This window comes from Streptomyces hundungensis, from assembly GCF_003627815.1.
Taxonomy (GTDB): domain Bacteria; phylum Actinomycetota; class Actinomycetes; order Streptomycetales; family Streptomycetaceae; genus Streptomyces; species Streptomyces hundungensis_A.
In genome coordinates this window covers 334,052-360,750 of sequence record NZ_CP032698.1, presented here as the reverse complement: position 1 = coordinate 360,750, position 26,699 = coordinate 334,052, and the positions used below count along the sequence as shown (strand labels likewise).

The window sequence follows — 26,699 nt, the reverse complement described above, 5'->3', positions numbered from 1 at the left end:
CGCGGGTCAGGGCGCCGGCCAGCAGGGCCTACGTTATGGGCCGCAGCCATCGCGTGATCCTCGGGGGTCCATACAACCTCCGAGGATCACGCGGTGGCCGTTCCCGTTCCTGGCCGGGATGCGGCACCACGCTTTCTCCCGTGCACGTTGTTCATGTGTTCCGGGTGGGGACAACAGGGCGTTGTATCGAGCCCTGCGATGTGGTCCGCTGCGGGGCTGGGCCCTCACCGACCGCTCCCATCACACCGGCCGCGCAGCAGCCAGGCTCTCCACGCTCACCGGCGGCTAGCCGTCCTCGCCCATCTCCATGCGGAACTGAACCTTCACGTGGTCGTCGCTGATGTTCGTCACCGAACCATCATCGAGTCCGCCGGACCGGAGTGCAGAGCACGAAGGTGTGTGCCTCCGGACCGGCTGACAGTCCGCCATGTCGCTGATCGCCGCCAGGCAAGCCGCTTCTAGAACACGGCCTAGCTGGCGAGGTTGTTCTTGCGGCGCTTCATCGCGAATAGGACGCCGCCACCGGCCAGGACCGCGATACCGCCGCCGACGGCGAGTGTCGGGGTGAGTGAGGAGGAGCCTGTCTCGGCGAGGTCACCAGTCAGCTGCGTCGTGTTGTTGTTGGTCGGCTTCTGGCCGCTGATGGGCACTTGGCCGCCCGTCTGCGGGGTGGTGCCTTCGGTCTTTGTGCCCGGTGCGACGATCTGAAGGACGACGCTGTCGAAGACGGGGTCGATGCAGCCGTCACCGGTGGTGTCCATGTAGATGCCGCCGCCGATGGTGAGGCCCTTGCCGATCGGCGCGTTCTTCTTGACGTCCATACGGAGCTTCAACGTGGCCGCTGCACTGGGGCCGAAGGTGTGCAGGTCGAGGTAGGCACCGGAGTGGTCCCCGTCCTTCACGTCGGTCCACGTGCCGTTGACGTTCACCTGGAGCGCCACCTTGGAAGCCTCGAACGGCAGTGGTGCATCCGGGTCGCTGGAGCCGACGCCCGCGTAGAACAGGACGTCACTGACCGTTTCCTTGGTCGTGTTCGACACCTTCAGGTCAAAGTTGTGCCAGCCGCTGCCTGCCTGAATCTTGCCGGGCAGGCCGCTGATCTTGGCTGTCAGCTTCGACTTGTAGGAGGGGTCGTCGATCTTGCAGACGCCCTCACCCGGCGCCGGGTCATCGCCACCCTCGTCCGGCGAACTCGGCTCGGCAACGGGCGACTTGCCGGCCGACGGGGACTTGTGGGCTGCCTTGCCGGGCGTCTCGCCTCCTTCGGAAGGTGTCTGGCTCTTAGGCGACTTGGATGCCTCACCCGGTGCAGGGGAAACGCCGTGCTTGGACGGGACGGAAGGGCTGGGCGAGGCGGTGCTGGGTATGCTCTCGGCGGCCTGCGCGGCCGGAGCCGCCAGGAAGGCAGCAGGTGCTATAGCGGCAGTCGCAGCAGCAACGGCCATGGCACGGCGAAGCTTCATGAGTCCCTCGGTGACGTCAGGCGTGCCGCACGGAAGCACGGCACGGGTGGTGGTCCGCAGCCGGAAGAGACACGGGCGGCCCACCAGTTCCATAAGCATGATCCGTGATGGCCTGAAACAGTTGCCCTATCTTCACGGAGTATTTATGTGATCCACCGCACAACCGAGCACGCTCACGCCGTCCGGCAGCTTGTGGGCATGGCTGGCGACTGGGCCCCGGCGGTTGGGAGGCGGGCGGTCGCCTTTGCGGAGTTTGCGTACTTATGCCAGTGGCCCGGTCCCGTGCGATCAGGCGCGGGAGCCGGGCCACCGGTAGACGTGCAGAAGGACGGGGTCAGTCCTTCAGGACGTCCTTGATCTTCTCCTTGGCCTGGCGGGCGTCGCCCTTGGCCTGCTCGACGCGGCCTTCGGCCTCCAGGCGCTCGTTGCCCACAGCACGGCCGGCTGTTTCCTTCACCTTGCCCTTGGCCTGCTCGACCTTGGACTTCGTCTTCTCGTCGCCTGCCATGACACCCAACTCCTTGAACCACAGGGGGGAATGCGTTCCTGTCGCTCATGTCCCCGCGGCCCGGTCCGAAACCGTCGTTCACCCGGGTGGCCGGTCAGTCCTCGTTCTGACGGCCATGCCAGTCGAGGCAGACGACCATGGCGTCGTCGTCGGCGTCGATGGGGCCGCGGTGGCCGGCGAGTTCCTGGAGGACGGCGCGGGGGACCTGGGGGGCGGGCAGCAGGCGGGTGCTGGTGAGGGCGCGCATTAGGGCCTTCTCGCTGTAGCGCTCGCCACCGGGGGAGGCGACGTTGTAGACGCCGTCGCTGACGAAGACGAGGCGGTCGCCGGGCTCGACCTGGAAGGGCTCGGTCGTGTAGGGGGTGTCCTCGAACATGCCGAGCGGCATTTGCGCCTCGAAGTGGATCTGCTCGGCCTTCCCCTGCCGCAGGCGCCACATGTGGGGGGAGCCGGCGTCCACGATCTGGGTCTGTCCCGTGTCGAGGTCGAAGCGGAGCAGCAGGGTGGAGAGGTAGGAGTGGCCGTGGTAATGCCCGTAAACGGCCTGGTCGGCGAGGTAGGCCTGGTCGGCGAGGGAGAGCCCGGCGCGGCGGGCGTTGCGCAGCGCGTTGACGGCCAGGTTGGTGAGGAGGGCGGCTTCGATGCCTTCCCCCATGCCGTTGGTGATGGCCAGGGTGAGGTGGTCGGCGGATGTGGACCAGTCGAAGTTGTCGCCGTAGATCGCGTAGGCGGGCTCCAGCTGGGCGCCGATCTCGTACTCGGGACGGGAACAGGACCTTCCGGGCAGCAGTTGCCACTGCATCTCGGCGGCCAGGGTCAGGCGGTTGGCGCGTCGGGCCTGGAGGTAGACGTCGGTGTCCCGCTCGCCGACGACGATCTCGTGCCCGAGCACTTCGGCGATGTCCCCGAGCTCCCGTTCCACGACGGGGTCGTACCTCTCTTGTGGCAGGTCCACGGCGAGGACGCCGATGCGGTCGCCGCGCACGCTGATGGGCAGGTGGGCGGTCATCCGCCCGGTCCGGTCGTCCGTCACGGCATAGGGTTGCTGCGCGCCGAAGGCTCGTCCTGGGGAGCTGGTGTGGACAGGAATCGGTTCGGCGGTGTAGGGGAGCTCGCTGACGGGTTGCAGTATGGTCATCGCGTAGTCGGCCATGAGCAGGTCGACGGATACGGCTCCGTAGTGTGCGGCGAGGGCCTCCTGCACCGCTTGCAGAAGAGCGTGCGGCGCCGCTTGACGCAGCGCGCGTTCCGTAGCCGTGAACCTGTCCACCGTTCGTATACCGCCTGTTCGAGAAGATGCAGAGGAGCGGGAGGGTCTTTTTGTGCCTCAGCGACTGCCAAGACGGTTGAAGACCGTGCCTGTTGAGAGCGACCACTTTGACGAGGGCCCCGCCGGCCACCAAGGCTCAGCTGCGGTCGCGGCCCGTGAGGTCATCGAGGTACTGGAGGTGCTGTGGGGCCAGAGCCGGGACCTGGCGCCGACGGCCCCAGTCTCGACCTCTCAGCTACGGGTTCTTTACATTCTCGCCGACAACGACGGCATCAATCTCCGCTCGCTGGGCGAGGAGCTGGGTTCGGCTCCTTCGTCGGTGAGCCGCATGTGTGATCGCCTGCATGCTCTCGACTTCATCGAGCGGGCTCCCAGTTCGGCCAGCCGGCGGGAAGTCGAGCTGCGCCTGTCCAGCAAAGGCGTGCGCTATCTCAGGGATCTCAGGGCGCGCCGGGAAGCGTCGCTGGCCGAGGTGGTAGCCGGCATGACGTCCGCCGAACAGTCGGCTTTCGCACGGGGGCTCGCCGGTTTCCGGTCGGCGGTGCTGCGCGAGAAGGGCGCCTCCGGTTCCATGCGGGGTGAGACGACGGGCACCGCTTGACGCCGATTCGCGGGCGGTGTGCCACCAGGTTCACCGTCGTCGGTCCCGCCCCTCACGGCCTCGAAGTGTCGAACCTCCGTCCATCTTGTGCCACTCCTCTGGAGATGGACTCCGGCTTCCGCCGTTGACCCCGGGGCGTCGCCCCCTGTCCGGCGATCACGTCGGACGCGAGGGGGGCGCCCGAGGGTGGGCGTCCGCTGTGTGCCCCGGGAAGTCGGCTCTCCCCAACGCCGTTGCGGCTCAGGACGTTCAGCCCCCGGAGGGGGCAATGGACCCTTTGCCGAGTCGTAAGGGGGACAGGTCTTTCATGTTTGCTTGAGGCGTGCGTATATTTGCCGCACGACAACAGTTAGCGGGCGACGTATGTTCGGCAGGACGGTGCGAGCATCCGCTCCCCGGCAGGGCCGATGAAAGGGATCCGGGTGGGTAGCAGCGAGGCCGTGGTGCGTCAGCGTGTGGCGAAGGCGTTGCAGGCGAACGCTGACACGGTAGCCGACCGGTGGGTCGAGCTTCAGATGGCGCAGGACGAGCTGAGGACCGGCATCGGCGAGCGCGAGCTGCGCGAAGAGGCCGACACGCTGATCGCCGCCCTCGTTGCGGGGCTGGACACCGAACTGCCTGTCTCCCAGGTGGTGAACACGCACGGGGAGCTGCGCCGGGCGGTGATTGATCTCTCGCTGCGCCGGGCCCGGGGTGGTGCCACGCCGACCGCGACATCGCTGGCCGTTCTGCTCCTCAAGGAGGCCGTGCTGGAGGCGGTGCAGAGCGCCACCGATGAGTCAGCCGAGTTGTTCGCGGCCGCCCTGCTGGTCAACCGGCTGCTGGACGCGGCCGGGGCGCTGTCGTTCGATACGTATGTCGAGGGCCGCGAAGAGATCATCCGCAGGCAGAGCCGACAGCTCCTGGAACTGTCGACGCCGGTGGTGCGCCTGTGGCGGCACGTCCTGGCCGTCCCGTTGATCGGCACCCTCGACACGGCCCGTACCCAGATCGTGATGGAGAACCTGCTCCAGGCGATCCAGGAACACGAGGCGCAGGTCGCGATCATCGACATCACGGGTGTGCCGACGGTGGACACGGCGGTGGCCCAGCACTTGATGCAGACTGTCAACGCCGTGCGCCTGATGGGTGCGGACTGTGTCATCAGCGGCATCCGGCCGCCGATCGCGCAGACCATCGCGCAGCTCGGCATCGACCTGTCGAAGATCCTCACGCGTGCCAGCCTGGCCGACGCGCTGTCCGAGGCAATCAAGCTGACCTCGGACACGGCCCACCAGGGGGCGGTACGTCGGTGAGGGAGCAGCCGACGGGAGGAGTCCCGATTCTGCGTTTGGGCGACGTCCTGGTCACCGGGCTGCTCAATGAGCTCGACGACAAGTCCGCGCTGGCCTTCACCGACGAACTCACGCACCGCATATCCGCGGAAGGCGCGCGGGGTGTCCTGATCGACATCTCGCGGCTGGAAATGGTCGACTCCTTCGTGGCGCGCATGCTGATGGAGATGACGTCCATGGCACGCCTGCTGGGAGCACGGGTCATCGTGGCCGGTCTGCGGCCGGCGGTGGCCATCACTTTGGTCGAACTGGGCCTCGAACTCGACGGCGTCGAAACAGCTCTGAACGCGGAACAGGGCATGGCGGCACTCGGGTGGCACCAGCAGCCCCCGGGAGGGGCACACCATGACACAACTCGCTGACCCAACCACCTCAGCCGCCGCTACGCGGACGAGGGGGCAGAACCCGGCGCCCGAGCGCCAGACTCTAAGGACGGAAGAGGACCTGCTGACGGTCCGGCACGCCGTGCGCGCGGCCACGCTGAAAGCGGGCTTCGGCATCATCGACCAGACCCGCGTCGTCACTGCCGCCAGCGAATTGGCACGCAACGCCTACGTCCACGGCGGGGGAGGCACCCTCGCGATCGAATATCTCAGCCGGGCAGGCCGGACAGGGCTGCGCCTGACCATAAGCGACGACGGCCCCGGCATCCCCGACATCGACGCCGCCCTCACCGACGGGTTCACGACCGGCGCCGGCCTTGGCCACGGGCTCGGCGGCGCGCGCCGGCTCATGCACGACTTCGAGGTCCACACCGAGGCGGGACGGGGCACGACCGTGATCGTCACCCGCTGGACCGGCCAATGATGCTGCCTCTCACTGCGGCAGCCCACGTCCGCATCGACCACTACAGCGCGGTGCACCTGGCGGCCGCCGCCGCCCGCTCCCTGAGCGAGCAGTGCGGGCTCCCTGGCGCCCTGCCGGACCAGGCGGCGGTCCTCGCCTCCGAACTCGCCAGCAACATCGACAAGCACGCCAGGGACGGCGCCCTCTACATACAGCCGCTTCCCCTGGGGCGCGGAGTGGAGATCCTGGCCGCCGACCGCGGCCCGGGCATGCCCGAACTGGAACGCTGCCTGGCCGACGGCTACACCACTGTTGGCACCCTGGGAGCAGGTCTCGGCGCGGTCAGCCGCATCGCCAGTGACTTCACCATCCGTACCCAGGTCGGCGTGGGCACCTTGGCCTGCGCCCGCCTCACCCGCCCCGACCAGCCGGCCGTGGCCCGGCAGAGCGCTGCTCTGGTGTGTCTGCCCGCCGACCGCGAGGAGCACTGCGGCGACGCCGGCGCGGTGATCGACGACGGCACCATCCGCACCGCGGTCGTCGTCGACGGTCTCGGCCATGGGATCGAAGCCGCCGAAGCCGCCCAGGCCGCCCTGCGCTCCTTCCGGGCAGCCTCCGCCCGCCCGCTGCCCGACATCCTCACCGCTCTGCACCGCACCCTGCGCCACACCCGGGGCGCGGCCGTCGCCGTGCTGCGCCTGGACGGCGAACGGGCCGTGTACTGCGGGATCGGCAACATCCGCGCGGTGGCCCTGTCCCACGAAGGCGTCCACCACCGTCTGACCGGACAACCCGGCGTCGTCGGATGGCGTATGCCGACCCCCAAGACCCACGCCATTCCGCTGCCCGCGGGCACCACGGGTGTCCTGCACACCGACGGCATCGACGCCCGCTGGACTCACGCCCCCTCCCTGTTCGCGCTGCGCCTGCCCCCGCAGTTGCTCACCGCCTCGGTGACGCACAACTACCGCAGCACCCGTGACGATGCGACCGTCCTCGCGGTCAAACCCCACCCGAGGCTCCCGTGAACGGCACGTTCTACTCCTTGCCGGCCCTGCGGTCCGCCGTGCGCGCCACCGCGCGGCGTTATGGACTGCCTCCCGAGGTCCGCTCCCGCCTCGTCCTCTCGATCTCCGATGCGGCGGAGGCCGAGGTCACCGTGGGCCGCCCCGTTACCCTCGCCGCCGGTATCGAGACGAACCTCGACGGTAGTGCTTCGTTCATGACCGCCACGCTGACCGCGCCCGGAGCCCCCGGCCCGCTCGCCAGGATCGGCCTGCCGCTGCCGCCTGCCCCGGCAGCGCCGTCCACCACACTGACCTGGCGCATCCCCCTGCCCGCCGCACACGAACCCCGCGGTGGGGGCCGCCCGGACTTCGGCGCGGCCCGGCACAGTGAAGCGGGGACCGTGGACGAGGAGTTGCGCACGGCCCTCGCGATCACGGACGCCCTCAGGGCCGAGCACCGCCGGCTCAAGCACGAACTGGCCGAGACCAACGGTGGTGTTCTCGCCCTCTACGTCCAACTAGAAGAGCGCGACGAACAGCTGCGCCAAGCGCACGGTTGCATGCTGAAGGAACTCGAAGACGCCCTGCGGCCCGCCCCGTTGAAAGTCGAGGGACTGGAACTCGGCGTCCACTACGAGCCCGCCGACCCGCACGCCCCCACCGGGGGCGACCTCTACGACTGGTTCCTTCTGCCGGACGGAACGCTCCACATCACCGTCGTGGACGCACTCGGCCACGGCGTGCGCAGCACCAGAACCGCCCTCGACGTCACCCACGCCGTCCGCACCCTCGCTCTTGAGGGGTACCCCCTGCAATCCATCCTGCGCCGCGCCCACGAACTGCTCATGCCGCTGGACCCGGGACTGATGGCAACCGTGCTCCTCGCCCGGATCGACCCCACCACCGGTGAGATGCAGCTGGCCAACGGAAGCCACCCGCCGGCCCTGCTGCTCCAGTCCGACGGCAGCGCCCGCTACCTGCAAGTGCCCGGGAGAGGGGTGGGCTTCCCGCTGCCGGGCAGCGAACGGACCCTGCGGGCCCGGCTTGACCCCGGGGATCTGTTCATCCTGTACACCGACGGACTGACCGAGAGCCGCAGAGACCCGGTCGAAGGGGAAGAGCGGCTCGTCGAAGCGGCGCGCAAACACACCGGGAAGCCGCTCGCCGACATCCCGGCCGCGATCGCCGCCGACATGCACACCGTCGTCCTCCACCCCGACGACACGCTCGCCCTGGCCATCCGCATCCCACAACCCAGGAGCGGGGCGCACCAATGAACCTTCGCCCCTGCCGTCCTCAGATGCATAATTGCCTGCTGGATATAATTGCCGGGCAGCGAGATTCTTCCTTGGGTGCCCCGCCGGTGGCCTCCCGCCGGGACGTGAGGATGATGGGCGCGGTGGACGAACACACCGCGCCATTCGGGTCCACCGGCGGCCGGACACGTTCACGTGAGGGAAGAAGGCCATGAACAGGCATTCGACAGGCTGGCTCGGTCGCGCGGAAAGCGCCCTCAGACAGGCACCCCCGACGGCCCTCCTGTCCACAACGCGCTCCCTGCTGGCCGATTGCGTACGGGCCCGGGATGTCACGCTCCTCCTGGCCGACTACGGCCTGACCGTCCTCCAGCCCGTGACGCACCTGCCCCACACCGGTGACGCGGCCAACGTCCGGGGCGGCAGCGCCGCGGGCCGCGCCTTCACCGCCGAAGCACCCGTCGTGGAGGTCACCGACAAACCGGGCATGGTGCTGGTGCACGTACCGATCACGGTACGAGGCGACCGGCTGGGCGTTCTCTCCATCCACCTCCCCGAGCCGTCGATCCAGGGCACGTCCGGCGTGCTGGAACTGGCCGCCTTCGCCACCGCCCTGGGACACGAGTTGCTGGTCGCGGACCGCGACACCGACCTCTACCTCCAGGCCCGCCGACGCAGGCGCCTCACGCTGGCCGCCGAAATGCAGTGGCAGCTCCTGCCCGGACGCGGTTTCGACGGCGACGCATTCACCCTCGGCGCCCACCTGGAGCCGGCCTACGCGGTAGGCGGTGACAACTTCGACTGGAGCGTCACCGACGACGCGCTCACCATCACGGTCACCGACGGCCAGGGACAAGGCATTGAGGCAGCCCTCCTCACCAACCTCACGGTCAACGCCCTGCGCAACGCCCGCCGCGCAGGCATCTCCCTCGAGGACCAGGCATGCCTCGCCGACCAGGCGGTCTACGGCGAATACGTGGGCAGGCTGTCGGCACCCACCCTCTTGCTGAGTATCGAATTGGCGACAGGCCACACCCACGTCGTGGACGCCGGATCTCCTCAACTGTTCCGCCTGCGCCGGGGCGTCGTGGAACGCGTTCACCTCGACGCTCAGCTGCCGCTCGGCATGTTCGAGGAGACCTTGTACCGCGCGGAACAGTTCACACTCGATCCCGGCGACCGTCTCATCATCGTGAGCAGCGGCGTCCACGCCGCCCAGAACGCCGGCAGCCATCCCTTCGGCACACAAGCGCTCCCAGAGACCATCGCTGCGGCTCGCGGTGGCTCGACCCATGAAACGGCGCGTGCTGTCGTGGACGGGCTGATGCAGTACCACGGCGGCGACGAACTGCCCACCGACGCGGCGGTCGTCTGCCTGGACTGGAGAGGGAAGCCGCCGTCAACGAACTGAACGCCCGGCCCGGCTCGTCAGCGCGCGTGCGAGTTCACGGCTCGAGGACCACATCTTCGGCCGCCGCCACGGCTTCGGAAAAGGCCCGTAGGCCCGCGAGAAGCGCCCCTCGCTGAGCTGCGGGCACCCCTCGGAGAACCCTCCTGATCGCCCCCAGGCGACGCTCGGACAGGACCTCCAGCATGTCCCGGCCCTGCGAAGTCAGCGTCAGTTCGATCTCGCGGCGGTTGGCCGAGGTACGCCGACGCTTCAGAAGACCTGCTGCCTCCAGCCTGTCGCACAGCCTGCTGGCGGCGGGGGGCGAGGCACCGATGCGTTCAGCCAGGCCCGTGAGATTGATGCCCGGGTGGCGATGGGCGACCGACAGAGCCTCCCGCTGGAGGTTGGACAGGCGCGGGACTGCCGTTTGAGTCGCCCTGTTCCAGGCCGTGATCAGATCCTCTGCGGCTTCAGACACCTGCTGGGCAACGCCATGCAGGGAATCGTCATCCGAAGACTCCGCGCTGTCCATCGGCCGTCTCTCCCACTGAGCAGGTGCACATCCCCTTCAGGAGCTCATTTCACTCGCCACCCGGCGCTCCCCGAACGGTGTCCACCTAATATGCTCTTGCTGAAGGATCTATTCCTGTTCACGTCATCTTCCACGTGCGCAGTTTCGAATCCGCCCTGTAGGACGTGCTGCCGGTGAAGCGGGGCGGCCTCCGCCTCGCCGAACACGCCTGCCCGTCCGTATGTCCCCCTCCGGACATCGCAAACGTACGCGCATCTCTCACGCACGGAAAAAAGAGAAACGGCCCGGACGTCCTTTGCGCCCGGGGTCGGCGCATACCCCTCACGGCCAGCGCTCGGGTCGCCGCATTCTCGGGTCGCGGCTGCGCAAAGGACCCCGGCTCATATCCAGAGACCCGGCCCCTGTCCGGCAGACAGAGGCGGGTCGCAGCCGGGGTCACCCTTCGGCCATGACTGGCTTCCGCGGCAGGCACAGGCCCCTGCCTGCCGGACAAGGATCCTTCTACCCGCAGTCCCACGCTCAACACCGGCTGCCTGGGCTGCTGATTGAGCTCGCGCGAGCCAGGAGAGGGAAGGTGCTTGTTCCTATCGGCACGTGGGTCGGACTCTACGAACATGCAACTCCGCAACGCCACGGCCTCCTCTGCGAGCGGGGGGTCAATTGCTTTCGGACCTCCGGTAGTTGGCTTGCCGTAGTGGCCTGCGGGCCGCGCCTATCTCTCGGCGTGCTGGGGGAGACTGAATGCGGCCAAAAGCTTTCGCGCAGCAGGGGATGGGGTTGAGTTACTTCTGTGTCGCGAGTTGTTTGAGGTCGACGGTCTGGTCGGCGGGGGGCTGCGGGGGATTGACGGGCTTGTTGTAGTCGGTGAAGAGGGTGGTCTCGGGGGAGGCGCCGGAGGTGGTGGCCTTGAGGATGAAGGGTTTGCCTTCGGTGGCGACGAACAGTGAGCGTTTTCAGCGTGGCCACTGATCGGGTGACGCCGATGAGGTCGAGGTGAGGGCCACAACGCACAAGGCCCCCGTGCCGTTGGGGGAGGTGTTCGAAGTCCCAACCCATCGGCACAGGAGCCCTGTTGGTTCCCTATCCTGCCGCACTCGACCTCCCGCATGCCCTCGTCGAGTGGGTCACGATGCTCATCGTCACCCGCGAGGGTGACCGGCGCTGCAAACTCCCGCCGCACCAGCGGGCGCTCGTCGCTCTGGTGTACCTGCGCCACCACGACACCCTTACCCGGCTCGCGTCCGGCTTCGGGATATCGGTCGGCACCGCCCACGCGTATGTCGCCGCCGTGACCGCCCTGCTCGCAGAACGGGCCCCGGGCCTGCTCAGAACGCTGCGCGAGCATGATCCGGAGTTCATCCTGCTGGACGGGACCCTTGTCGAGTGCGACCGCGTCGGCGACAGCCGGGCCGACTACTCGGCCAAGCACCGCCGGCACGGCGTGAACGTCCAGGTCGTCACCGACCCCGCCGGCGAGGTGCTGTGGATCTCGCCCGCGCTGCCGGGCCGCACCCACGACCTGACCGCCGCCCGCACCCACCGCATCATCCGGATCTGCGAACGTCAGGGCCTCCCGATCATCGCCGACCGCGCCTATCAGGGCGCCGGCCCCTGGGTCACCACAGGACTCAAACGGCCACCAGGCGGTGAACTCACACTCACCCAGCGCACCGTCAACCGGGCCCTGGCCGCGGCGCGAGCACCAGTCGAACGCGGCATGGCACGGCTGAAGTCCTGGCAGATCTTCCGCAGATCCCGCATCAGCCCCAACCGCATGACCGTCATCACCAAAGCCGTCCTCACCCTGGAGAGGCAACGCTGAAAACGCTCAGTGACTGGGTCTTGCCGTCCTTCTGCTTCGTCAGTTGCAGCGCCTTCTTGCCCTCGATGGTGGTGGAGTCGCCGCGGGACATTCCCTCACGCTCGGACTTGTCTTCGTCCATCGCCGCCAGCAGGCCCTGCTTGTCGCACAGCCCGGTCAGTTGGTCATCGTTGGCAGGCATCCGCACCCACTTGTCGGCGAGCTTCGGTACCGTCTTCTCTGCTTGCGGCTGCTGTTTGAGGCTGACTTGCCAGTAGGCGGTGTTGCCCTTGAGGTGCCTTTGCCGCGATCTGGTCGGCGCTCTGCCCCTTGAAGGCCTCGTCGTCGTCCCCGCCACAGGCGGTGGTTCCCGCCAGGCACAGGAACCCCAGGGTCGCCGCTGCTACAGACGTGCGTGTGCCGCGCATGCGCGAACACCCCTCCCGTTGATGGGCACCCGCGGGGGCGCCGCCTTCGATACGCGTGGTCCCAGCGGCCACCGTGCAGCGCCCGTTACCCCCGGAATCCACAAGATCACGCGGTGGCATTCGTTCCGTTTAGGGGGACCGGGCCGCCGTCGGCAGGTTGGGCATGGTGGTGCCGTTGATGGCCTGCCGTCCTGGCCTACCCGTAGGAGAGCGGCTCGCCTGTCCGCGCTCGCTGCGGTCGCCTGGGCTGCTCTCGCGGCTCCGTACTCCCGGTCGCCGGCTCGGCGTCGGCGGCCCGAACCCGGCACGGACGCGAGAGGCTTGACGTGCACATTTCTTTGTCATGCCGGTCCAGCCCGCTGGGAAGCGTGGTTTTCCGCTCTCGCCCCTGGAGTGTGTTCGTCACGGCGCACCGTATGGGGAGGGCAGGGGCCCTGGGGGCGTGCTCCGCAGGCCAAGCCGTGCCCGTGAATATGAGCGGTGCACGAGTCGGGACACAGGCAGCGTCGGGCCGCCTCCCCGAGGTGCACCCCGGTGGTACGGGCCCATTTTGCGGGGCATGCTGAGAAGCGTCCCCCTTCGGGGACAACCGCCGTGCGAAAGGGAAACTCCAGGATGATCCAGAGCACGGACATACGTGAGTGGCGCACTCACGACGTCGTTGACGCGGGCGGCCACAAGATCGGCACGCTGGAGGCCGTCTACGTGGACACCAGCACCGATGAGCCCGCTATGGCCACCGTCCAGGTGGGTCTGCCCACCCGCCGCCATCTGGTCTTCGTCCCGCTGAACGGCGCGGTCGTCGGGCCGGGCTACGTGAAGGTCGACTACGAGCGGTCGCTGGTGAAGAAGTGCCCCTCGCTCGGCACGGACGACGTGCTGCCTGCGGAGGACGAGGCGGCGGTGTTCGCGCATTACGGCCTGCCCTACCAGCCCGGAGCGAACGGCGAACGGCAGCTCGCCCGCCGCTGACCGGCCCCATCGAGGAGGTATCCAGTCGTGACGTTCTTCCTGCTCCTCGTCATCGCGGCGATCGTGCTCGGCATCATCGGCGTCGTCGCCAAGGGGCTCTTCTATCTGCTCATCATCGGGATCGTGGTGTTCGTCGCCGCCCTGGCGTACCTGGCCCTGCGTATCCGACGCTCGGGTCGGCACCGGCCGACGCGTTGAGAGGTGCGGACCGCTGAGCACCAGGTCGTCCGATGCCGCGCGTCCCCTGTCCCACGCCATGACGGCCTCGGGTAGCGAGCGCACCACTCCGTTCCCAGTGGGTGCCGTGGCGGCCTGGGGTCACAGGCGGGGGAGCGAAGAGGCGTCCGGTTACGGCTACAGACGTGTGGGGCGGCGCGCAGAACCCCGGGTCCGACCGGACTCGGGGTCCCGTGGACCGCCACACGTTCCTAACGGGGTGCCTCACGGGGGCCCATGGCAGTCGGCTTGCCCGCTACAGTCCGCGGGCCGGCCCCGCGTGACCTGAACACCTTGCCCACCTTGGGCGTTGCTCGCTACCGCGCGCTCAGCGTGTGGGTCTGGGGTGGCTGCGGGCGAGGATCGTCCATTCCTCGTCCGGCCGCCCGGGAACGAGACGGCCTTCAGCCTCCCACTGCTCGGCAAGCGCGGAGAAGATCGGTTCCAACGCGAGGCAGGAAACCGTTCCGCCGCTGCGCTGTAGACCGATGACAGCCGCGAACCCTGGAGTGGTGGTCACCCCCGGCTCAACGCGGTGTTGAGGCCTGGGCCAGCCGTGTGCCGGGCCGGGGCAGTCGACCGCGGCGCGGGGCCTTTCGGTGCCGGTGAGCAGGCGTCGTCGAGCATGCCCGTGCGGAGCTTGGCCAGGATGCGCGAAACCAGTCGCGAGACCTGCATCTGCGAGACTCCGAGTTCCGTGCCGATCTGCGCCTGGGTCAATTCCAGCCCGAACCTCATACTCACGATGTGACGCTCGCGCTCAGTCAGCTCCTCCAGCAGCAGACCCAGCGTCTGAAGGTTCTCGACCTTCTCCATGCCCGGGTCTTCTTCGCCGAGGATGTCAGCCAGCGCCCGGCTCTTGTCGCCAGAGGCTTGAACTGCGGCACCCGGACCAGTGGGCGTGTCGAGAGAGCTTGCGGTGAAACCATTTGCGGCGATCAGTGCCTCGACCACTCTCTCCTCGCTCAGCTCCAAGTGCGCGGCGAGCTCCTTGACGCTGGGGTCGCGGTCAAGTGTCACGGCGAGGTGCTCCTTGCACCTGGCGATGTCTACGCGGAGTTCTTGCAGCCGACGCGGGACGTGCACGGCCCACGCCGTGTCGCGGAAGAACCGCTTGATCTCACCGACGATGTACGGCACCGCGAAGGCGGAGAATTCGATCTCACGTGACAGGTCGAAGCGGTCGATCGACTTGATCAGACCGATCGTCCCTACCTGGATCACATCCTCCATGTCGCCGCCGCCGCGGTTACGGAACCGGTTTGCGGCGTAGCGGACGAGAGTCAGGTTCATCTCGATCAGGGTGTTGCGGACGTACTGGTGTTCACGGGAGCCCTCCTCCACCTTCCGGAGCCCCTCGAAGAACAACTTGGACAGTTCCCGGGCATCCCGGGGGGCGATCGCCCCGGCGTCCTCGATCCAGGGCATCTCCGCCCAGGCAGAAATGCCGGTCCTCGCCGCTGTGTTGACCCTCGTTGTTTGGCTCATCCGCTCAGGTCTCGCCACCGCTGTCATCAGGAAGTCACTCCCCAATCGTCAACACCCGGAAACAGTTGTCTCCCAGCAAACTTTCGCATCATACATCTGACGCCCAGTGGATTGGACGAGATCGGATGAGCCCCTGTCCCGTGCGAGTGCCCTCACGCGACCCACCCGGTTCAGTGCCGTCCGGCCGGCCAGCAGGGCGCACTGGATCGTCTAACAGCACGCTCCGCGCAGGCGGGGCCCGCGAACTTGAGGGGCCGGCCTGGCGTTCAAGCCCACAACGAAGCCGCTCTGGCCAACGGCAATTGACGTGCTGTGCTCACTGTGTGGACCCGCTTTTGGTCAGTCCGGCGGTCAGTCCCGGGCAACATCAGCGACCCGTCCATATCGCCTCGTGAACGCCGAGTCTGTCCAGCTCGAAGGGGTGGTCGGTGAGCGTCAACCCGTGCCGGTGCCCGACCGGTTTCATCCACGCGCCTCCGGGCAGGCCTGTCCGGCTTCCTGCCGGGGGCCGCCGCGGTGCCTGCACCGCGGCGGCCACGTCTTCGCCACCGGCGCGCTCGCACTTCTCGCCTCAGTCCTGAGCGGGCCGCCGCCTCCGACCCCGCTCAGCCCACGCCGCACCTGCCGGCGAGCACCATCCCGCGACGCAACCGCGCACCGCGGCCCTGCCCCGCGCGGAACCCGCTGAGATCGTCATCCCAACGATCGGCCTGCGCACACGCGTCGACAAAGTCACCAGGGCGACCGACGGCTCCGTCTCCCTGCCAGCAGACCCGGACCACGCCGGCTGTTACACCGGATCCGTCACGCCCGGCGAGAACGGCAACGCCATCACCGTCGGCCATGTGGACTCCCACTCCGGGCCCGCCGCCTTCTACGACCTTGGAGCCCTGCGCAAGGGGTCCCGCATCATCGTCACCCGACACGACGGAAGCACTGCCCATTTCAACGTCACCGGCCTGGACGTGTGGGCCAAGGATGCCTTCCCATCCGAACGCGTCTACGGCCTGACGACCACTCCGGTCCTGACCCTGATCACATGCACCGGCTGGGACAGCACGCACCAGACCTACCGCTCCAACCTCGTCGTCACCGCAGACTCACGCCGCCACCGAAGAAGCGAAGCGGGGCTTTCCCCTCGTCCACACGAACGGCGCCTCGACACCCCGTCCGCAGCACTGCGCCTCTTCTCTACCCCGGAACCTGAGAAATCTGGAGATTGCTCTTGTCCGCAGTTGGTATCCGTGTCCTGCCGGTGGTCAGGGCCGTGGCTGCGAGAGTGGCAGCAAGGAATTCCGAGGTGATGGAGACAAGTCCCAGCTGTTCGCTCCAGTTCCCGACGTCATCCCCGATCTGTGGGAGGGCCGTGAGCCTGGAGGCGAGGTAGGCGAGGACGGCCATCACCGTCACCACCCCTACGGCAGTCCAAAGCACCGCTGTGTCATGGCGGAGAAGGACCACGGCCAGGTACCAGAGGCGGGTTGCCGCTGGGCGGGTCAGGGGTCCTCGGGGGTGGGGGCGGGTTTCTGGCACGGCACGCGTGCCCTTCTGTCTCTGCTCCGCCGCACGGCTGAACTCGTCTTTCTGCCGTTGCCCTCTTGAGTGGGGAGGCTTGAGACTGACCTGGGAGCCGGGTCTTCGCCTGGTTTGCGATCAGACGACTGAGGAGAGGTTCCCCCTTCGCTGCGGGTGCCCACGCTCGGCGCCGCGAGGACGAAGGGCTGGCAGCATGGGGTCGGCGGACGATCAAGCGTCGGTGCGCAATGTCGCTGGAGGAGTACGGGACCTGCTGCGTGACACTGGCGCACACGCGGACAACAAGTGGCGCCGCGGCCTGCGTCAGGGCAGGCAGAGCAACGTGCTATTCGGGGTGGCACTGCGTGCCGCGGAACGGCGGGGGCTGGCATGGGTTGACCGAGCTCGAGGAGTCCGTGCTGGACATCCTCGGCGCGGTGATGACCGACCAGGAAATCGCCGTGGCGGGTTCGGAGTACCGGGCGGCGGTGAGAGACCTGGGCGGCGAGGTGTCGTTGTTGCCGCCCGTGGGGACGGCCAAGCCGGTGGCCGAGGAGTTCGGGCTCACCGATCTGATGGCGCACCTGCCCGCGATGCGTGAGGAGAACTCGGGCCGGGCGAACTGTGCGCAGGTCGGCCTTGCCGCGGTGGCGGCGGGCCAGCCGGTCGACAACACCGCCTTCACCGTGGCCCTGGGCGATGTCGGATTCGGCGCCACTGCGTTGACCGGCCCACCGCCGGCCGACCCCGACCGGCTCAATCCGACCTACAAGGCGCAGTTCCAGTTCGAGAGCTTCACGTGCAGTCGCGCGGTCGGTGACCAGTGGGGTGGCTGGGACGAGATCTTCTTCACGGCCGCCGCGCGGTCGGACAAGACCACCGGTGGTACCTACCGGTCGGAGGAGTTCGGTGCGGTCGTGGAGGGCCACACCCGCTCGTTCCGCGCGGACAGGAAGTTGGTCTTCGACGGCCCCGCCGCGGAGTTCGTGGTCATCCTCGTCCAGGTGTGGGAAGCCGACCAGAGCCCCTCCGACTGGTACGACAAGCTCTTCATGGCCTTGGAGGCGTGGCTGAAACGACCCATCTGGGTCGAACTCACTCTGACCATCCTCAAAGGAATCACCGGCGTCGGCGGCCAGATCATCGATGCGGTCGAAACGGTCCTCCAGATCTTCATCAGCCTCAAAGAGGTACTCAGGGGCCTGTTCCAGAACGGTGACGACCTGTCCTGCGAGCGAATGTTCCTCTTCGACCGCCATGCCTTGGGTACGCTGCACAGCCGTAAGGACACCGTCTGGGAGTTCAACGGCGACGGCCATCACAGCCTGCGGGTCAAGTACACCGGCGACCGGCCGGTCTTCCCTACCGGGGCCTTGGAGTACGTCACCTGGGACCCCGGCCTCTCCATCTGGAGCGCCCCGGTCACACTCGGTTGGGAAAGCGCGGCACCGCCAGCTCTGTGCTCGTTCCAAGGCAAGCTCCACTGCATGTACATTCGTCCCGGCGACCGCGCGGTGATGTGGAGTGTGCTGGAGGACGGCGACTGGCGGGTACCCGTCCAGGTGAGGAACGGCTGGAAGAGCGACTACAGGCCCGCCCTAGCCGAGTACTGGGGAATGCTGCACGCTGTCCACGTCGCGCTGGATGGTTTTTTGGTCGTCAGCCGCCTCAACGGCGACAGCTGGACCGCCGTCGACCGGCCGATCAACATCTCCAGTGACGCGCCCTGCCTGGTGCGCGCGTTCGACCAACTGCATTGCATATACAGGTCCGCCTTCACTGGCGATCCCCGAGATCTCTATTACCTGACCTATGACTACCCCTCCGGGAAATGGCTGCCCCACGCGAAGGAGATCCGCAGCGTCTTCACCAACGACCAGGTGGGGGCGGCCGGACAGACATACCTAGATCACATGGTCGTAGCCTTCCATGACAGGAACCAGAATGGTGCGCTCCGCCTGATGCACAGAAGCACAACCGAGACGGAATTCTTCGTCGAAGCCCCGCCGGGCTGGAGCACTGCGGACGATCCCGGACTCGCATCAGCCCCGGATGGCATCTGGATGGCGGTCCGCGGAGACGACGGGAGGATCGTCGCCGTGCGGACCACCAAACGGGACCACTACTACGACAAGCACGACGCCACCCACGAGCCCGTCATGCCCGGCCAGCCCGCCCTCGCCAACCACAGCGGCGTGATGCACCCGATGTACCGCCGCTGACCACTACCTCCGGCCCACTGCTGGCCCTCCTGGCCGGTCAGCCTGCGGACCCTGAGCGGCTCTGCCATCGCGCCGTCCCGAACTGAACGTCTCACGACATCCAACCGGCCAGGGGGCCGCCAGCGCCAAACCGGTGAACCTATGCGGCCAGAGCATTAGCCTCGCGCTTTCATGAAGCGGGCTGTCCGACGGGTGGTCAGGTAAGCGAAAAGTGCCCCTGACCAGCAAGAATGAGGATTGTCGAGGTCCTTGTTCCTGCCACCGCCGGAGGCACTTCCCAGGTGAAGAAGCGTATCGGGTCCTATCCACGCGTCCGCATTGAGGGCGGCGGTCATGCGGTGGTGTCCCAGGCTGGGGCCGTGCTGCTGGTCGAAACCGTCCGCAAGGCCGGGCTGGACCAGGCGATGTCGACGGCGCTGACGCCGTGGCGGCGCCCGCGGGCGGTGCACGATCCGGGCAAGGTCCTGCTGGACGTGGCCCTCGCGGTCGCGTTGGGCGGGTACTGCCTCGCGGATGTCGGGATGCTGCGGGCCGAGCCGGCCGTGTTCGGGCCGGTGGCCTCCGACCCGACGGTCTCCCGCCTCATCGACACCCTCGCCGCCGCTGGGCCGAAGGCCCTTCACGCGATACGGGCCGCGCGGGCCCAAGCCCGCGAACACGTCTGGAACGTGGCCAGAAACGCGGCCCCGGATGCCGCAGGGCAGGTGATCGTGGACCTGGACGGTGTGCTCGTGCTGGCCCACTCCGAGAAGCAGGACGCCACCGCGACCTGGAAGAAGACCTTCGGACACCATCCCCTGATGGCCTTCGTCGATCACGGAAGCAGTGGCAGCGGGGAGCCGGTGGCCGGCCTGCTCAGGCCGTGCAACGCAGGCAGCAACACCGCCGCTGACCACATCACCACGGCCCAACTCGCCCTGGCCCAACTGCCAAAGAAATACCGGCGTGGACGCCAGACGCTGATCCGCACCGACTCCGGCGGCGGCACTCACGAGTTCACAGCCTGGCTCGCGCAGCGGGGAAGGTGGCTGTCTTACTCGGTCGGCATGCCCATCACCCACGCCATCCACGAGGCCGTGCTCAAGGTCCCGCCCGCCGCGTGGACGGTGGCCGTCGAGCCGGGCGGCGAGATCCGCGACGGCGCCTGGGTCGCCGAACTTACCGGCGATGTCCTGGGGGGCTGGCCCAAGGGGATGCGGCTGATCGTCCGCAAGGAACGACCGCACCCCGGAGCCCAGTTGCGCTTCACCGACGCCGACGGACTGCGGCTCACCGCGTTCGCCACGAACACCACCGGTGTCCCGATTGCCGCGCTCGAACTGCGGCACCGCCAGCGCGCACGGGCTGAGGACCGTATCCGTGCCGCCCGCGCCACCGGCCTGCGCAACCTGCCCCTGCACGACACCGCGCAGAACCAGATCTGGCTGGAGATCGTCCAGCTCGCACTCGATCTCCTCGCGTGGATGCCCATGCTCGCCTTGACCGGAAAAACCCGAGGTGGGAGCCCCGCCGCCTCCGGCTCCGCCTCTTCTCAGCCGCCGCCCAGCTCGTCACGACCGCCCGCTGCCGGCACCTGAGATTCGCCCGCCACTGGCCCTGGACCGACGTGATCACCGACGCCCTGGCACGGCTCGAAGCTCTCCCCAGCCCCGGCTGACCAGCACTTTCCCGTCCCTGCAAGCAGCACCACCCCGACCGGAGCCGTGGAACCCGGCGCCCACCCGACGCGACAGCCGGGCCATCGGCCTGACCACCAACAGCCCGAACAACCGAAACGGTCCGCCGGTAGGAACCGACGGACCGTCACGAAAGATCGAGGCTAGATAGACAAAACGTCACTGTGCCAGGCCTCGCCCGGCCTTCCCGCCCTCGGTGGCCCGGCAGCGGTAGGACTCGGCGCCTCTCTGGATCAACGTGCAGCGGGACGTGATCCGGACGGCGATGGCCGTGCGGCGCCTCTGGGCGGCGAAGACCTTGTCCCATTCCACTTCCGCGAAGGGCGAACGGGTCGCCACCGCGGACGCTTGGATAGCCGAACGCTTCCAGGCAGGGAACCTCGACCTTGCTGCAATGGGTGATCAGGGAGAACGGACGTCGCGCGGCTTCGGCGCTGACTCTGTCGGCACAGGACAGTGGGCGGCGCGCGGGCCCTCTTCTTCTGGGTGTCGTGCCTGCCAGTAGGGGTTGTCGTGGGGGAGGGTGCCGCTGACGCGCCCGTACATGCCGAAGGTCATCAGCATGATCCCGACAATGAAGCTGAACAGAACATTCTGGAGGTGGAATGCCAGGATGTTGAAGCGGCTGTCCAGAACCGCGAGGCTTACGAACCCGGCGAGCAGGAACGCAATCCCGGTGGACATGTTGATGGTGGACGCTGTGTTGCCGCCCCGGACCGCGCCGGCCAGCAGCAGGGCGCCGACCGCGATGGACACGGCGCTGAGCGCGCCGTTGCTGTTCAGGCCCAAGACCGTGTTGGCGCCCGTACTGAAGAAGCCGATCTGGTCGATGAGCCCGAGGATGCCGAACGTGACCAGGAACAGGGCTGCGGCCCCGGCGCCGACGCGGTAGAAGCGGCTCAGGCGGTGGTCGACGGGAAGGTGCTCATCCAGCACCACGTGCCGCCGAAGTCTCAGATGCGTACTGCGGATCGTAGCCATGTCCCTGGCTCCTTCGTCCCCGCGGGTGCCGAATCGGAATATCCCAGCCGCAATATCCAGCCCGGAGCGGTGGGGTGAGCGAGCCAGGCCGCTGCCGTAAACGGTCCCGCACTCACGGATGCGGCAGCGCGCCCCGCTCAAACTGGTATTCGTTGCCGCGCGCAGCTTCGCTTGGTGCAAGACGCTCGGTTTTTCGGGTGGATTCCTACTGCGCCGACCCGGGCCCACCTGCCACCCGGAACTGATGCTGTCCCGTTCCCCGGTCGACAACTGCGCCGGGTAGTGGCAGATAATGAGGGTGTGCGTAATACGCACCGGGTTTTCTGGTCTGGATGAGGAGCGCCCCCATGGCGTGGCCCCCGGACGGCTGGACCCGGCCGCGGATGCGCCCCGGCCCCCGGGCTGGGCAGGTGTAACGGGCTGCGGCCCGCCTTTCCCCTCCGAAGGGAAGAATCCAGTGACTGCCACTCGTAAGCCTCGCGTCGCCATCTGGGCAGCGGCGCTCACTCTTCCACTCTCCGTCGCGCTCCTGGCCCCGGCAGCCCACGCCGCGGACACGGCCACGCAGCCGTTCGGACCCGCGTGCTCGTCCGTACCCAAGCAGGGCGCGGGCAGCCTGGCCGGTATGGCCAAGGACCCGGTGGCAACGGCCGCCTCCCACAACCCCGCGCTCTCCACTTTGGTGACCGCGCTCAAGAAGGCGGGGCTCGTCGACACCCTGAACAACGCGAAGAACATCACCGTGTTCGCGCCGGACAACGCCGCGTTCGCTAAGGTCCCCAAGGCCACCCTGGACAAGGTCCTGGCCAATAAGGCAGAACTGACCAAAATCCTCACGTACCACGTGGTGGGTGAGAAGCTCGCTCCAAAGCAGTTGAACAACGGCTCGTTCACCACCCTGGAGACGGGCAAACTCACCACGTCCGGGTCGGGTACGACCTACAAGGTCAACAAGACCGCCAACGTGGTCTGCGGCAACGTGTCCACCGCGAACGCCACCGTCTACATCATCGACTCCCTGCTCATGCCCCCCGGGATGATGACGAGCAAGTAACCCACAGGCCCGCAGGCCGCGTTGATCCGCCGTAGGGGGCGAATCGCACTCTGGCCGCAGAGCGCGGCCTGCGGCCCCGGGAGACTTGATCAGCCTCGCACACGCGCGAACCGAGGAGCTGGCCCGTTACGCCCAGGAGGCAGGAAGCGTTCCAGACGGGACACCGGAACGGCTCCTGTCTGGGATGGACCGCGCGCTGGTCAGCGTTCCTCTTGGAGCAGGCTGAGCTGCTGGGTCAGGGTGTCGACGCTCGGGAAGGTGGCGCCGAGCAGGGTGACATGTTTCCAGGACAGAGTGCCGTCAGGGGCGATGAGGAAGACGGACCGGCGCAGTCCGATTCCTGGGGCGGTGATGCCGTAGGAGCGGGCCACCACGCGTTCGGTATCGGCTAGTAGCGGCATGGCGAGCTGGTGTTTACGGGCGAAGGTCTCGTGGCTGTCCAGCGACTGTGGGCTGATGGCCCAGACGTCCGCGCCGCATTGGGCGAATGCTTCCAGCCCGCTGGAGTAGGAACAGAGCTGCCGGGTGCACACCGGGGTGTCGTCGCCAGGGTAGAAGGCGAGAACCAGGGGGCGGTTGCGTTCCGCGCGCAACCAGTACTCACCCCGCACGAAGGAGCCCTCCGTGAGGATGCCTCCGGGGAGGGCGAAGTCCGGCGGCGGCTGTCCCGGGGCGGGAACTGATGCCATGGTCGGTCCTCCTGAAAGACGTGTGGATGGCGCGACGGGGCAGGCCGCGGTGCGGCCTGCCCCGAGTCGTTTCTCGACAACGCTGGCGCAGAGGCTACTTGGGCATGAGGACGGAGTCGATGATGTAGACGGTGGCGTTGGCGGTCGGCACGTTGCCGCAGACGACGTTGGCGCTGTCGTTGACCTTGTACGCGGTGCCCGAGCCCGACGTGGTGACCTTCCCCTTCTCCAGGGTGTCGAAGGAGCCGTTCTCCAGCTGCTGGGGGGTGAGCTTCTGGCCGACCACGTGGTAGGTGAGGATCTTGGTGAGGGTGGCCTTGTCGTTGAGGACCTTGTCCAGATCGGCCTTCGGGATCTTCGCGAAGGCGTCGTTGGTGGGGGCGAACACGGTGATGTTCTGGGCGTTGTTGAGGGTGTCGACCAGGCCTGCCTTCTTGACCGCGGCGACCAGGGTGGACAGTGCCGGGTTGTGGGAGGCGGCGGTGGCGACCGGGTCCTTGGCCATGCCGTCGAACGAACCCGCACCGTCCTTGGGCACAGAGGCGCACGCCGAGCCGAACGGCTTGTCCGTCATCGACGAGTCGCCCGCGGCGGAGGACTGCGAGGCCGACGGCGGGGTGGCGACCTCCGACGAGGAGGCGCTGTCCTTCTTGCTGCTGTCGCCGCCACAGGCGCTGAGCGCGAAGGGCAGGACGGCGGCGGCGGAGACGGCAATCGCGGTGCGGCGGAAATGGAGGGCGTTCATGAGAGCTCCTAAGAGATAGATGAGATAGATGAGGCAGACCGTGCGGACGCGGCAGGTTGCTGCGCACGGCAGATGCAAAGGGTCACTGCGACAGGGATGAGTCAGTCCACGGTGACCACCACCGAGTGCCATCCGCTGGCGCCGTCCGGGATGGTGGGTGTGCGCCGGTCGGTCTGCGTCTGACCGGTGCGGTCAGTGGCGCGGACGGTCAGGGTGTGTCCGCCGGAGGTTGCCTTCCAGGGCAGGGACCACTGGCGCCAGGTGTCCTTGGTGTCTTCGGCGGCGAGGTCGGCCTGCATCCACGGGCCGTCGTCCACGCGTAACTCGACCCGGTCGATGCCGCGGTGCTGGGCCCACGCGACTCCGGCGATCATGACCGTGCCGGGCTTGGGGCGGGCGAACGGCTTCGGGGTGTCGATGCGCGACTCGGTCTTGATCGGCGCTTTACGGGCCCAGGAGCGCTTGACCCAGTACGAGTCGTAGGAGTCGAACGTGGTCAGTTCCAGGTCCTGGATCCATTTGCACGCCGAGACATAGCCGTAGAGCCCCGGTACCACCATGCGGACGGGAAAACCGTGCACGAAGGGGAGGGGTTCGCCGTTCATTCCGAGGGCGAGGAGCGCGGCACGGCCGTCCATGATGTCCTCGACCGGCGTGCCGATCGTCATGCCGTCCACCGAGCGAGCCACCAGCTGGTCCGCCGAGCCGCCTCGTGACGGCGGCTTCACTCCGGCCTCTTTGAGCAGGTCGGCAAGCGGAACCCCGATCCAGCGTGCGGTGCCAACGTACGGGCCGCCGACCTCGTTGGAGACGCAGGTCAACGTGATGTCCCGCTCGACGAGCTGACGCTGCAACAGATCCTGGAATGTGAGGGACAGGGGGCGGGTGACGCCTTTGCCATGGACTTTCATGCGCCACGTCGTGGCATCCACTTTGGGGATCACCAAAGCGGTGTCGACCCGGTAGAAGTCACTGTTGGGTGTCACGAACGGGCTGATTCCGGGGGTGTGCAGCACAGCTCCCGCAGGGATGGGAGCGGCCGGTGATGCGGGACGCGGCAGGATGACCTTGCCGCGGGAGGCGACAGCGTCCTGGCCACGGGAACCGTTCAGCGAGCGGCCCAGCAGCCCTGCCCCGGCCGAGGCGGCGGCAGCGGCACTCGCCGCGATGACAAACCCCCGACGGTCCCAACCGGCTGGCTCACGGCCATCGATGCCGTCACCAACTGCTGCCGAGGCAGCAGGCAATGAGGCGAGACGGCCCATGAGGAAGTAGAGCAGGGCAGCCGCCACCAGGGCACCGATCACTGAGGGAAGGGCGTCGGCCGCACTGGTGGAGTCGGCCCGGCCGGTGGCCGCGAGCGCGCCCACCACTCCGAAAGCAAGCACGCCTGCGGCGCCGACACGGCGGTAGCGCAGGGCCACGACACCCAGCGCCAGGGCGAGCAGACCGAGTACGACGAGAATGCCCAGTTGCAGGACGAACTTGTCGTTGGTGCCGAAGTGCTGGATCGCCCAGTCCTTCACCGCGGGCGGTGTCCGGTCGATCGCTGCTCCCCCGACTGCGATGACCGGGCCGGCCTCGGGACGCACCGCGGCCGACACCAGCTCCGCGACCGCCAGCGCAGCGAGCCCGGCGAGCAGACCGGACACAGCCGCCAGCGGGAGGCGGACCCCTCTGCTCAGAATTTTCATCACGGCTCCTATTCGGAGCCGGTGGGTAGCCGGATTGGTCATTCATCCCAACGCGTTGCCGCACGTCCTGGGCTGACATAGCAACAGTCATCGGGCGAGTGCTGCTGAAGACTCGTTCCCCGACTATGCGCGAGGTGTCCAAGCGTCAGTGCGCCGTGCCGCACGAGCTGTTCGGGTTCGACCCCTGTGCGGCAGCGGCACGTTTCCGCCAGTGCCGGTAACCGCGGCCGCAGTGAGGGCCGCCCCCTTCCTGGCGGGTATCGGATGCCGGGCTCCATCGACGCGATGACAGAAGCCGTCATCCCTCCTGCACGGGGTCCGGCGCCGCAAGCACCACGCACGTTGCCGCTCAAACACCCGTTACTGGCTGTGCGTGAAGTGACCGCTTTCCTCGCTTCGTCTCCTCCTGTCCAGTGCCAATCCGACGCGCCGGCGGCCACGAATCACAGGTGACCCCATGGTGCGCGAGGTGATGGCGATGACTGATCAGGAGTTCGATGCTCTGATGGCGCAGGCACGATCAGAGGCCCGGAAAATCAGCTTCCCTGTGCCGCCCCCCGAAGACCCCGACTACGCACACCGGAGCCAGCATGCCGAGTTCGGGGCCGCTGCCCACTGACGCCCCAGGCAACCACCCGCCAAGAGGCGGCCGGACCGTAGACCTGGCCGCCTCCACGCTTGCTCGCGGGCGATCGAGTGCCCGGAAGAGCCATGGCGACGGTCCCCCACCCCACTGCCGTATACGAGCACCCCCGGGCCCCTGTATGTGGTGGGGCCTGTGTCTGCCGGTGTGCGACGCCCCGGCAGCAGCGGTGTCCACCGTGATCGCCTCGGTGGTGATGTCCTTCCTCGTCACCCGTGGCAGAGGCGAGGGAACTCCTTGAGCGGCGCATGTCGGGCGGCCCGACTACAGCGCATACGTGGCCCACACCAGCGGGTTCCTCCCGCTGGCCCCGCACCGCCGGGCCCGGCGACCATCCCTCTGATCCAGCCCGATCAGCAGAACGTGTTGACCTGGGCGTTCTCCTTGGCCGCAGGGTCGCGAGGCCTCCCGCTCAACCGTGCTGAGGC

24 protein-coding genes and 1 pseudogene are annotated in these 26,699 nt (G+C 67.9%); 15 read left to right on the top strand and 10 right to left on the bottom strand.

Translation table 11 applies throughout. From position 1 onward, the window contains the following. Nucleotides 1–470: 470 nt before the first annotated feature. The 3 genes from DWB77_RS01750 to DWB77_RS01735 all read right to left on the bottom strand — a co-directional run bounded on the left by DWB77_RS01750 (nt 471) and on the right by DWB77_RS01735 (nt 3,241). Nucleotides 471–1,463: an LAETG motif-containing sortase-dependent surface protein gene (locus DWB77_RS01750; RefSeq protein WP_120719571.1), complete on the bottom strand. Its 993-nt coding sequence runs from the start codon at nt 1,461–1,463 to the stop codon at nt 471–473. A 334-nt stretch (nt 1,464–1,797) separates the two neighbouring features. Next, nucleotides 1,798–1,971: a CsbD family protein gene (locus tag DWB77_RS01740; RefSeq protein ID WP_120719569.1), complete on the bottom strand. Its 174-nt coding sequence runs from the start codon at nt 1,969–1,971 to the stop codon at nt 1,798–1,800. Nucleotides 1,972–2,065: 94 nt separating this feature from the next. After that, nucleotides 2,066–3,241: a PP2C family protein-serine/threonine phosphatase gene (locus DWB77_RS01735; RefSeq protein ID WP_120719568.1), complete on the bottom strand. Its 1,176-nt coding sequence runs from the start codon at nt 3,239–3,241 to the stop codon at nt 2,066–2,068. A gap of 85 nt (nt 3,242–3,326) precedes the next feature. Here DWB77_RS01735 and DWB77_RS01730 point away from each other — a divergent pair, with 85 nt between their 5' ends. The 7 genes from DWB77_RS01730 (at nt 3,327) to DWB77_RS01700 (ending at nt 9,636) form a co-directional block, all read left to right on the top strand. Then, a complete protein-coding gene (locus DWB77_RS01730; RefSeq protein ID WP_246033346.1) occupies nt 3,327–3,842 on the top strand; it encodes a MarR family winged helix-turn-helix transcriptional regulator in 516 nt (171 codons plus the stop codon). A 422-nt stretch (nt 3,843–4,264) separates the two neighbouring features. After that, nucleotides 4,265–5,137, top strand: a complete 873-nt coding sequence (locus DWB77_RS01725) for an STAS domain-containing protein (RefSeq protein WP_120719566.1) — start codon at nt 4,265–4,267, stop codon at nt 5,135–5,137. After that, nucleotides 5,134–5,538: an STAS domain-containing protein gene (locus DWB77_RS01720; protein ID WP_120719565.1), complete on the top strand. Its 405-nt coding sequence runs from the start codon at nt 5,134–5,136 to the stop codon at nt 5,536–5,538. Before DWB77_RS01725 ends, DWB77_RS01720 begins: the two co-directional genes overlap by 4 nt. After that, nucleotides 5,522–5,983, top strand: a complete 462-nt coding sequence (locus DWB77_RS01715; RefSeq protein WP_120719564.1) for an ATP-binding protein — start codon at nt 5,522–5,524, stop codon at nt 5,981–5,983. The genes DWB77_RS01720 and DWB77_RS01715 overlap by 17 nt, the downstream gene beginning before the upstream one ends. Next, entirely contained in the window at nt 5,980–6,990 is a 1,011-nt protein-coding gene (locus DWB77_RS01710) for a SpoIIE family protein phosphatase (protein ID WP_120719563.1), read from the top strand. Before DWB77_RS01715 ends, DWB77_RS01710 begins: the two co-directional genes overlap by 4 nt. After that, nucleotides 6,987–8,246, top strand: coding sequence for a PP2C family protein-serine/threonine phosphatase (locus tag DWB77_RS01705; RefSeq protein ID WP_120719562.1), 1,260 nt, complete (start codon nt 6,987–6,989; stop codon nt 8,244–8,246). The genes DWB77_RS01710 and DWB77_RS01705 overlap by 4 nt, the downstream gene beginning before the upstream one ends. Before the next feature lie 190 nt (nt 8,247–8,436). Beyond that, a complete protein-coding gene (locus tag DWB77_RS01700) occupies nt 8,437–9,636 on the top strand; it encodes a PP2C family protein-serine/threonine phosphatase (RefSeq protein WP_120719561.1) in 1,200 nt (399 codons plus the stop codon). A gap of 34 nt (nt 9,637–9,670) precedes the next feature. On the opposite strand, the gene DWB77_RS01695 is transcribed toward DWB77_RS01700, so the two are convergent. Next, nucleotides 9,671–10,147 (bottom strand): MarR family winged helix-turn-helix transcriptional regulator, encoded by a 477-nt coding sequence (locus DWB77_RS01695; protein ID WP_120719560.1) that lies wholly within the window; start codon nt 10,145–10,147, stop codon nt 9,671–9,673. A gap of 1,072 nt (nt 10,148–11,219) precedes the next feature. On the opposite strand from DWB77_RS01695, the gene DWB77_RS01690 reads away from it, so the two are divergent. Beyond that, the gene (locus tag DWB77_RS01690; RefSeq protein ID WP_120719402.1) at nt 11,220–11,969 is read left to right on the top strand and encodes a transposase family protein; all 750 of its coding nucleotides are present in this window, start codon (nt 11,220–11,222) and stop codon (nt 11,967–11,969) included. On the opposite strand, the gene DWB77_RS37475 is transcribed toward DWB77_RS01690, so the two are convergent. Next, nucleotides 11,947–12,306 (bottom strand): hypothetical protein, encoded by a 360-nt coding sequence (locus DWB77_RS37475; RefSeq protein ID WP_162952336.1) that lies wholly within the window; start codon nt 12,304–12,306, stop codon nt 11,947–11,949. The genes DWB77_RS01690 and DWB77_RS37475 overlap by 23 nt on opposite strands. A gap of 685 nt (nt 12,307–12,991) precedes the next feature. On the opposite strand from DWB77_RS37475, the gene DWB77_RS01680 reads away from it, so the two are divergent. Both DWB77_RS01680 and DWB77_RS37470 read left to right on the top strand, forming a co-directional pair. After that, a complete protein-coding gene (locus tag DWB77_RS01680) occupies nt 12,992–13,348 on the top strand; it encodes a PRC-barrel domain-containing protein (RefSeq protein WP_120719558.1) in 357 nt (118 codons plus the stop codon). Between the two features lie 27 nt (nt 13,349–13,375). Then, nucleotides 13,376–13,546, top strand: a complete 171-nt coding sequence (locus tag DWB77_RS37470) for a hypothetical protein (RefSeq protein ID WP_162952335.1) — start codon at nt 13,376–13,378, stop codon at nt 13,544–13,546. Between the two features lie 534 nt (nt 13,547–14,080). On the opposite strand, the gene DWB77_RS01675 is transcribed toward DWB77_RS37470, so the two are convergent. Beyond that, a complete protein-coding gene (locus tag DWB77_RS01675; protein WP_120719557.1) occupies nt 14,081–15,079 on the bottom strand; it encodes a SigB/SigF/SigG family RNA polymerase sigma factor in 999 nt (332 codons plus the stop codon). A 638-nt stretch (nt 15,080–15,717) separates the two neighbouring features. Between DWB77_RS01675 and DWB77_RS39540 the strand changes: the two genes are divergently transcribed. From DWB77_RS39540 to DWB77_RS01660, 3 genes and pseudogenes are all read left to right on the top strand, one after another. After that, nucleotides 15,718–16,356 (top strand): sortase domain-containing protein, encoded by a 639-nt coding sequence (locus tag DWB77_RS39540; protein WP_120719556.1) that lies wholly within the window; start codon nt 15,718–15,720, stop codon nt 16,354–16,356. A gap of 627 nt (nt 16,357–16,983) precedes the next feature. Then, nucleotides 16,984–18,789: a hypothetical protein gene (locus DWB77_RS01665; protein ID WP_162952334.1), complete on the top strand. Its 1,806-nt coding sequence runs from the start codon at nt 16,984–16,986 to the stop codon at nt 18,787–18,789. A 281-nt stretch (nt 18,790–19,070) separates the two neighbouring features. Beyond that, nucleotides 19,071–20,446: pseudogene (locus DWB77_RS01660) on the top strand (IS1380 family transposase). Between the two features lie 421 nt (nt 20,447–20,867). Here the strand turns inward: DWB77_RS01660 and DWB77_RS01650 are convergent. Next, nucleotides 20,868–21,446, bottom strand: coding sequence for a DUF4383 domain-containing protein (locus DWB77_RS01650; protein ID WP_120719553.1), 579 nt, complete (start codon nt 21,444–21,446; stop codon nt 20,868–20,870). A 457-nt stretch (nt 21,447–21,903) separates the two neighbouring features. Between DWB77_RS01650 and DWB77_RS01645 the strand changes: the two genes are divergently transcribed. Beyond that, nucleotides 21,904–22,500 (top strand): fasciclin domain-containing protein, encoded by a 597-nt coding sequence (locus DWB77_RS01645; protein ID WP_246033345.1) that lies wholly within the window; start codon nt 21,904–21,906, stop codon nt 22,498–22,500. A 200-nt stretch (nt 22,501–22,700) separates the two neighbouring features. Here DWB77_RS01645 and DWB77_RS01640 read toward each other — a convergent pair whose 3' ends face one another. The 3 genes from DWB77_RS01640 to DWB77_RS01630 all read right to left on the bottom strand — a co-directional run bounded on the left by DWB77_RS01640 (nt 22,701) and on the right by DWB77_RS01630 (nt 25,628). Further along, entirely contained in the window at nt 22,701–23,189 is a 489-nt protein-coding gene (locus DWB77_RS01640) for a peroxiredoxin (protein ID WP_120719551.1), read from the bottom strand. A 94-nt stretch (nt 23,190–23,283) separates the two neighbouring features. After that, nucleotides 23,284–23,934 (bottom strand): fasciclin domain-containing protein, encoded by a 651-nt coding sequence (locus tag DWB77_RS01635; RefSeq protein WP_120719550.1) that lies wholly within the window; start codon nt 23,932–23,934, stop codon nt 23,284–23,286. Nucleotides 23,935–24,035: 101 nt separating this feature from the next. Further along, a complete protein-coding gene (locus tag DWB77_RS01630; RefSeq protein ID WP_120719549.1) occupies nt 24,036–25,628 on the bottom strand; it encodes a molybdopterin-dependent oxidoreductase in 1,593 nt (530 codons plus the stop codon). 457 nt (nt 25,629–26,085) lie between these two features. Between DWB77_RS01630 and DWB77_RS37465 the strand changes: the two genes are divergently transcribed. Next, on the top strand, nt 26,086–26,247 hold the full coding sequence (locus tag DWB77_RS37465) for a hypothetical protein (RefSeq protein ID WP_162952333.1): 162 nt from the start codon (nt 26,086–26,088) through the stop codon (nt 26,245–26,247). The last annotated feature ends 452 nt before the right edge of the window (nt 26,248–26,699 follow it).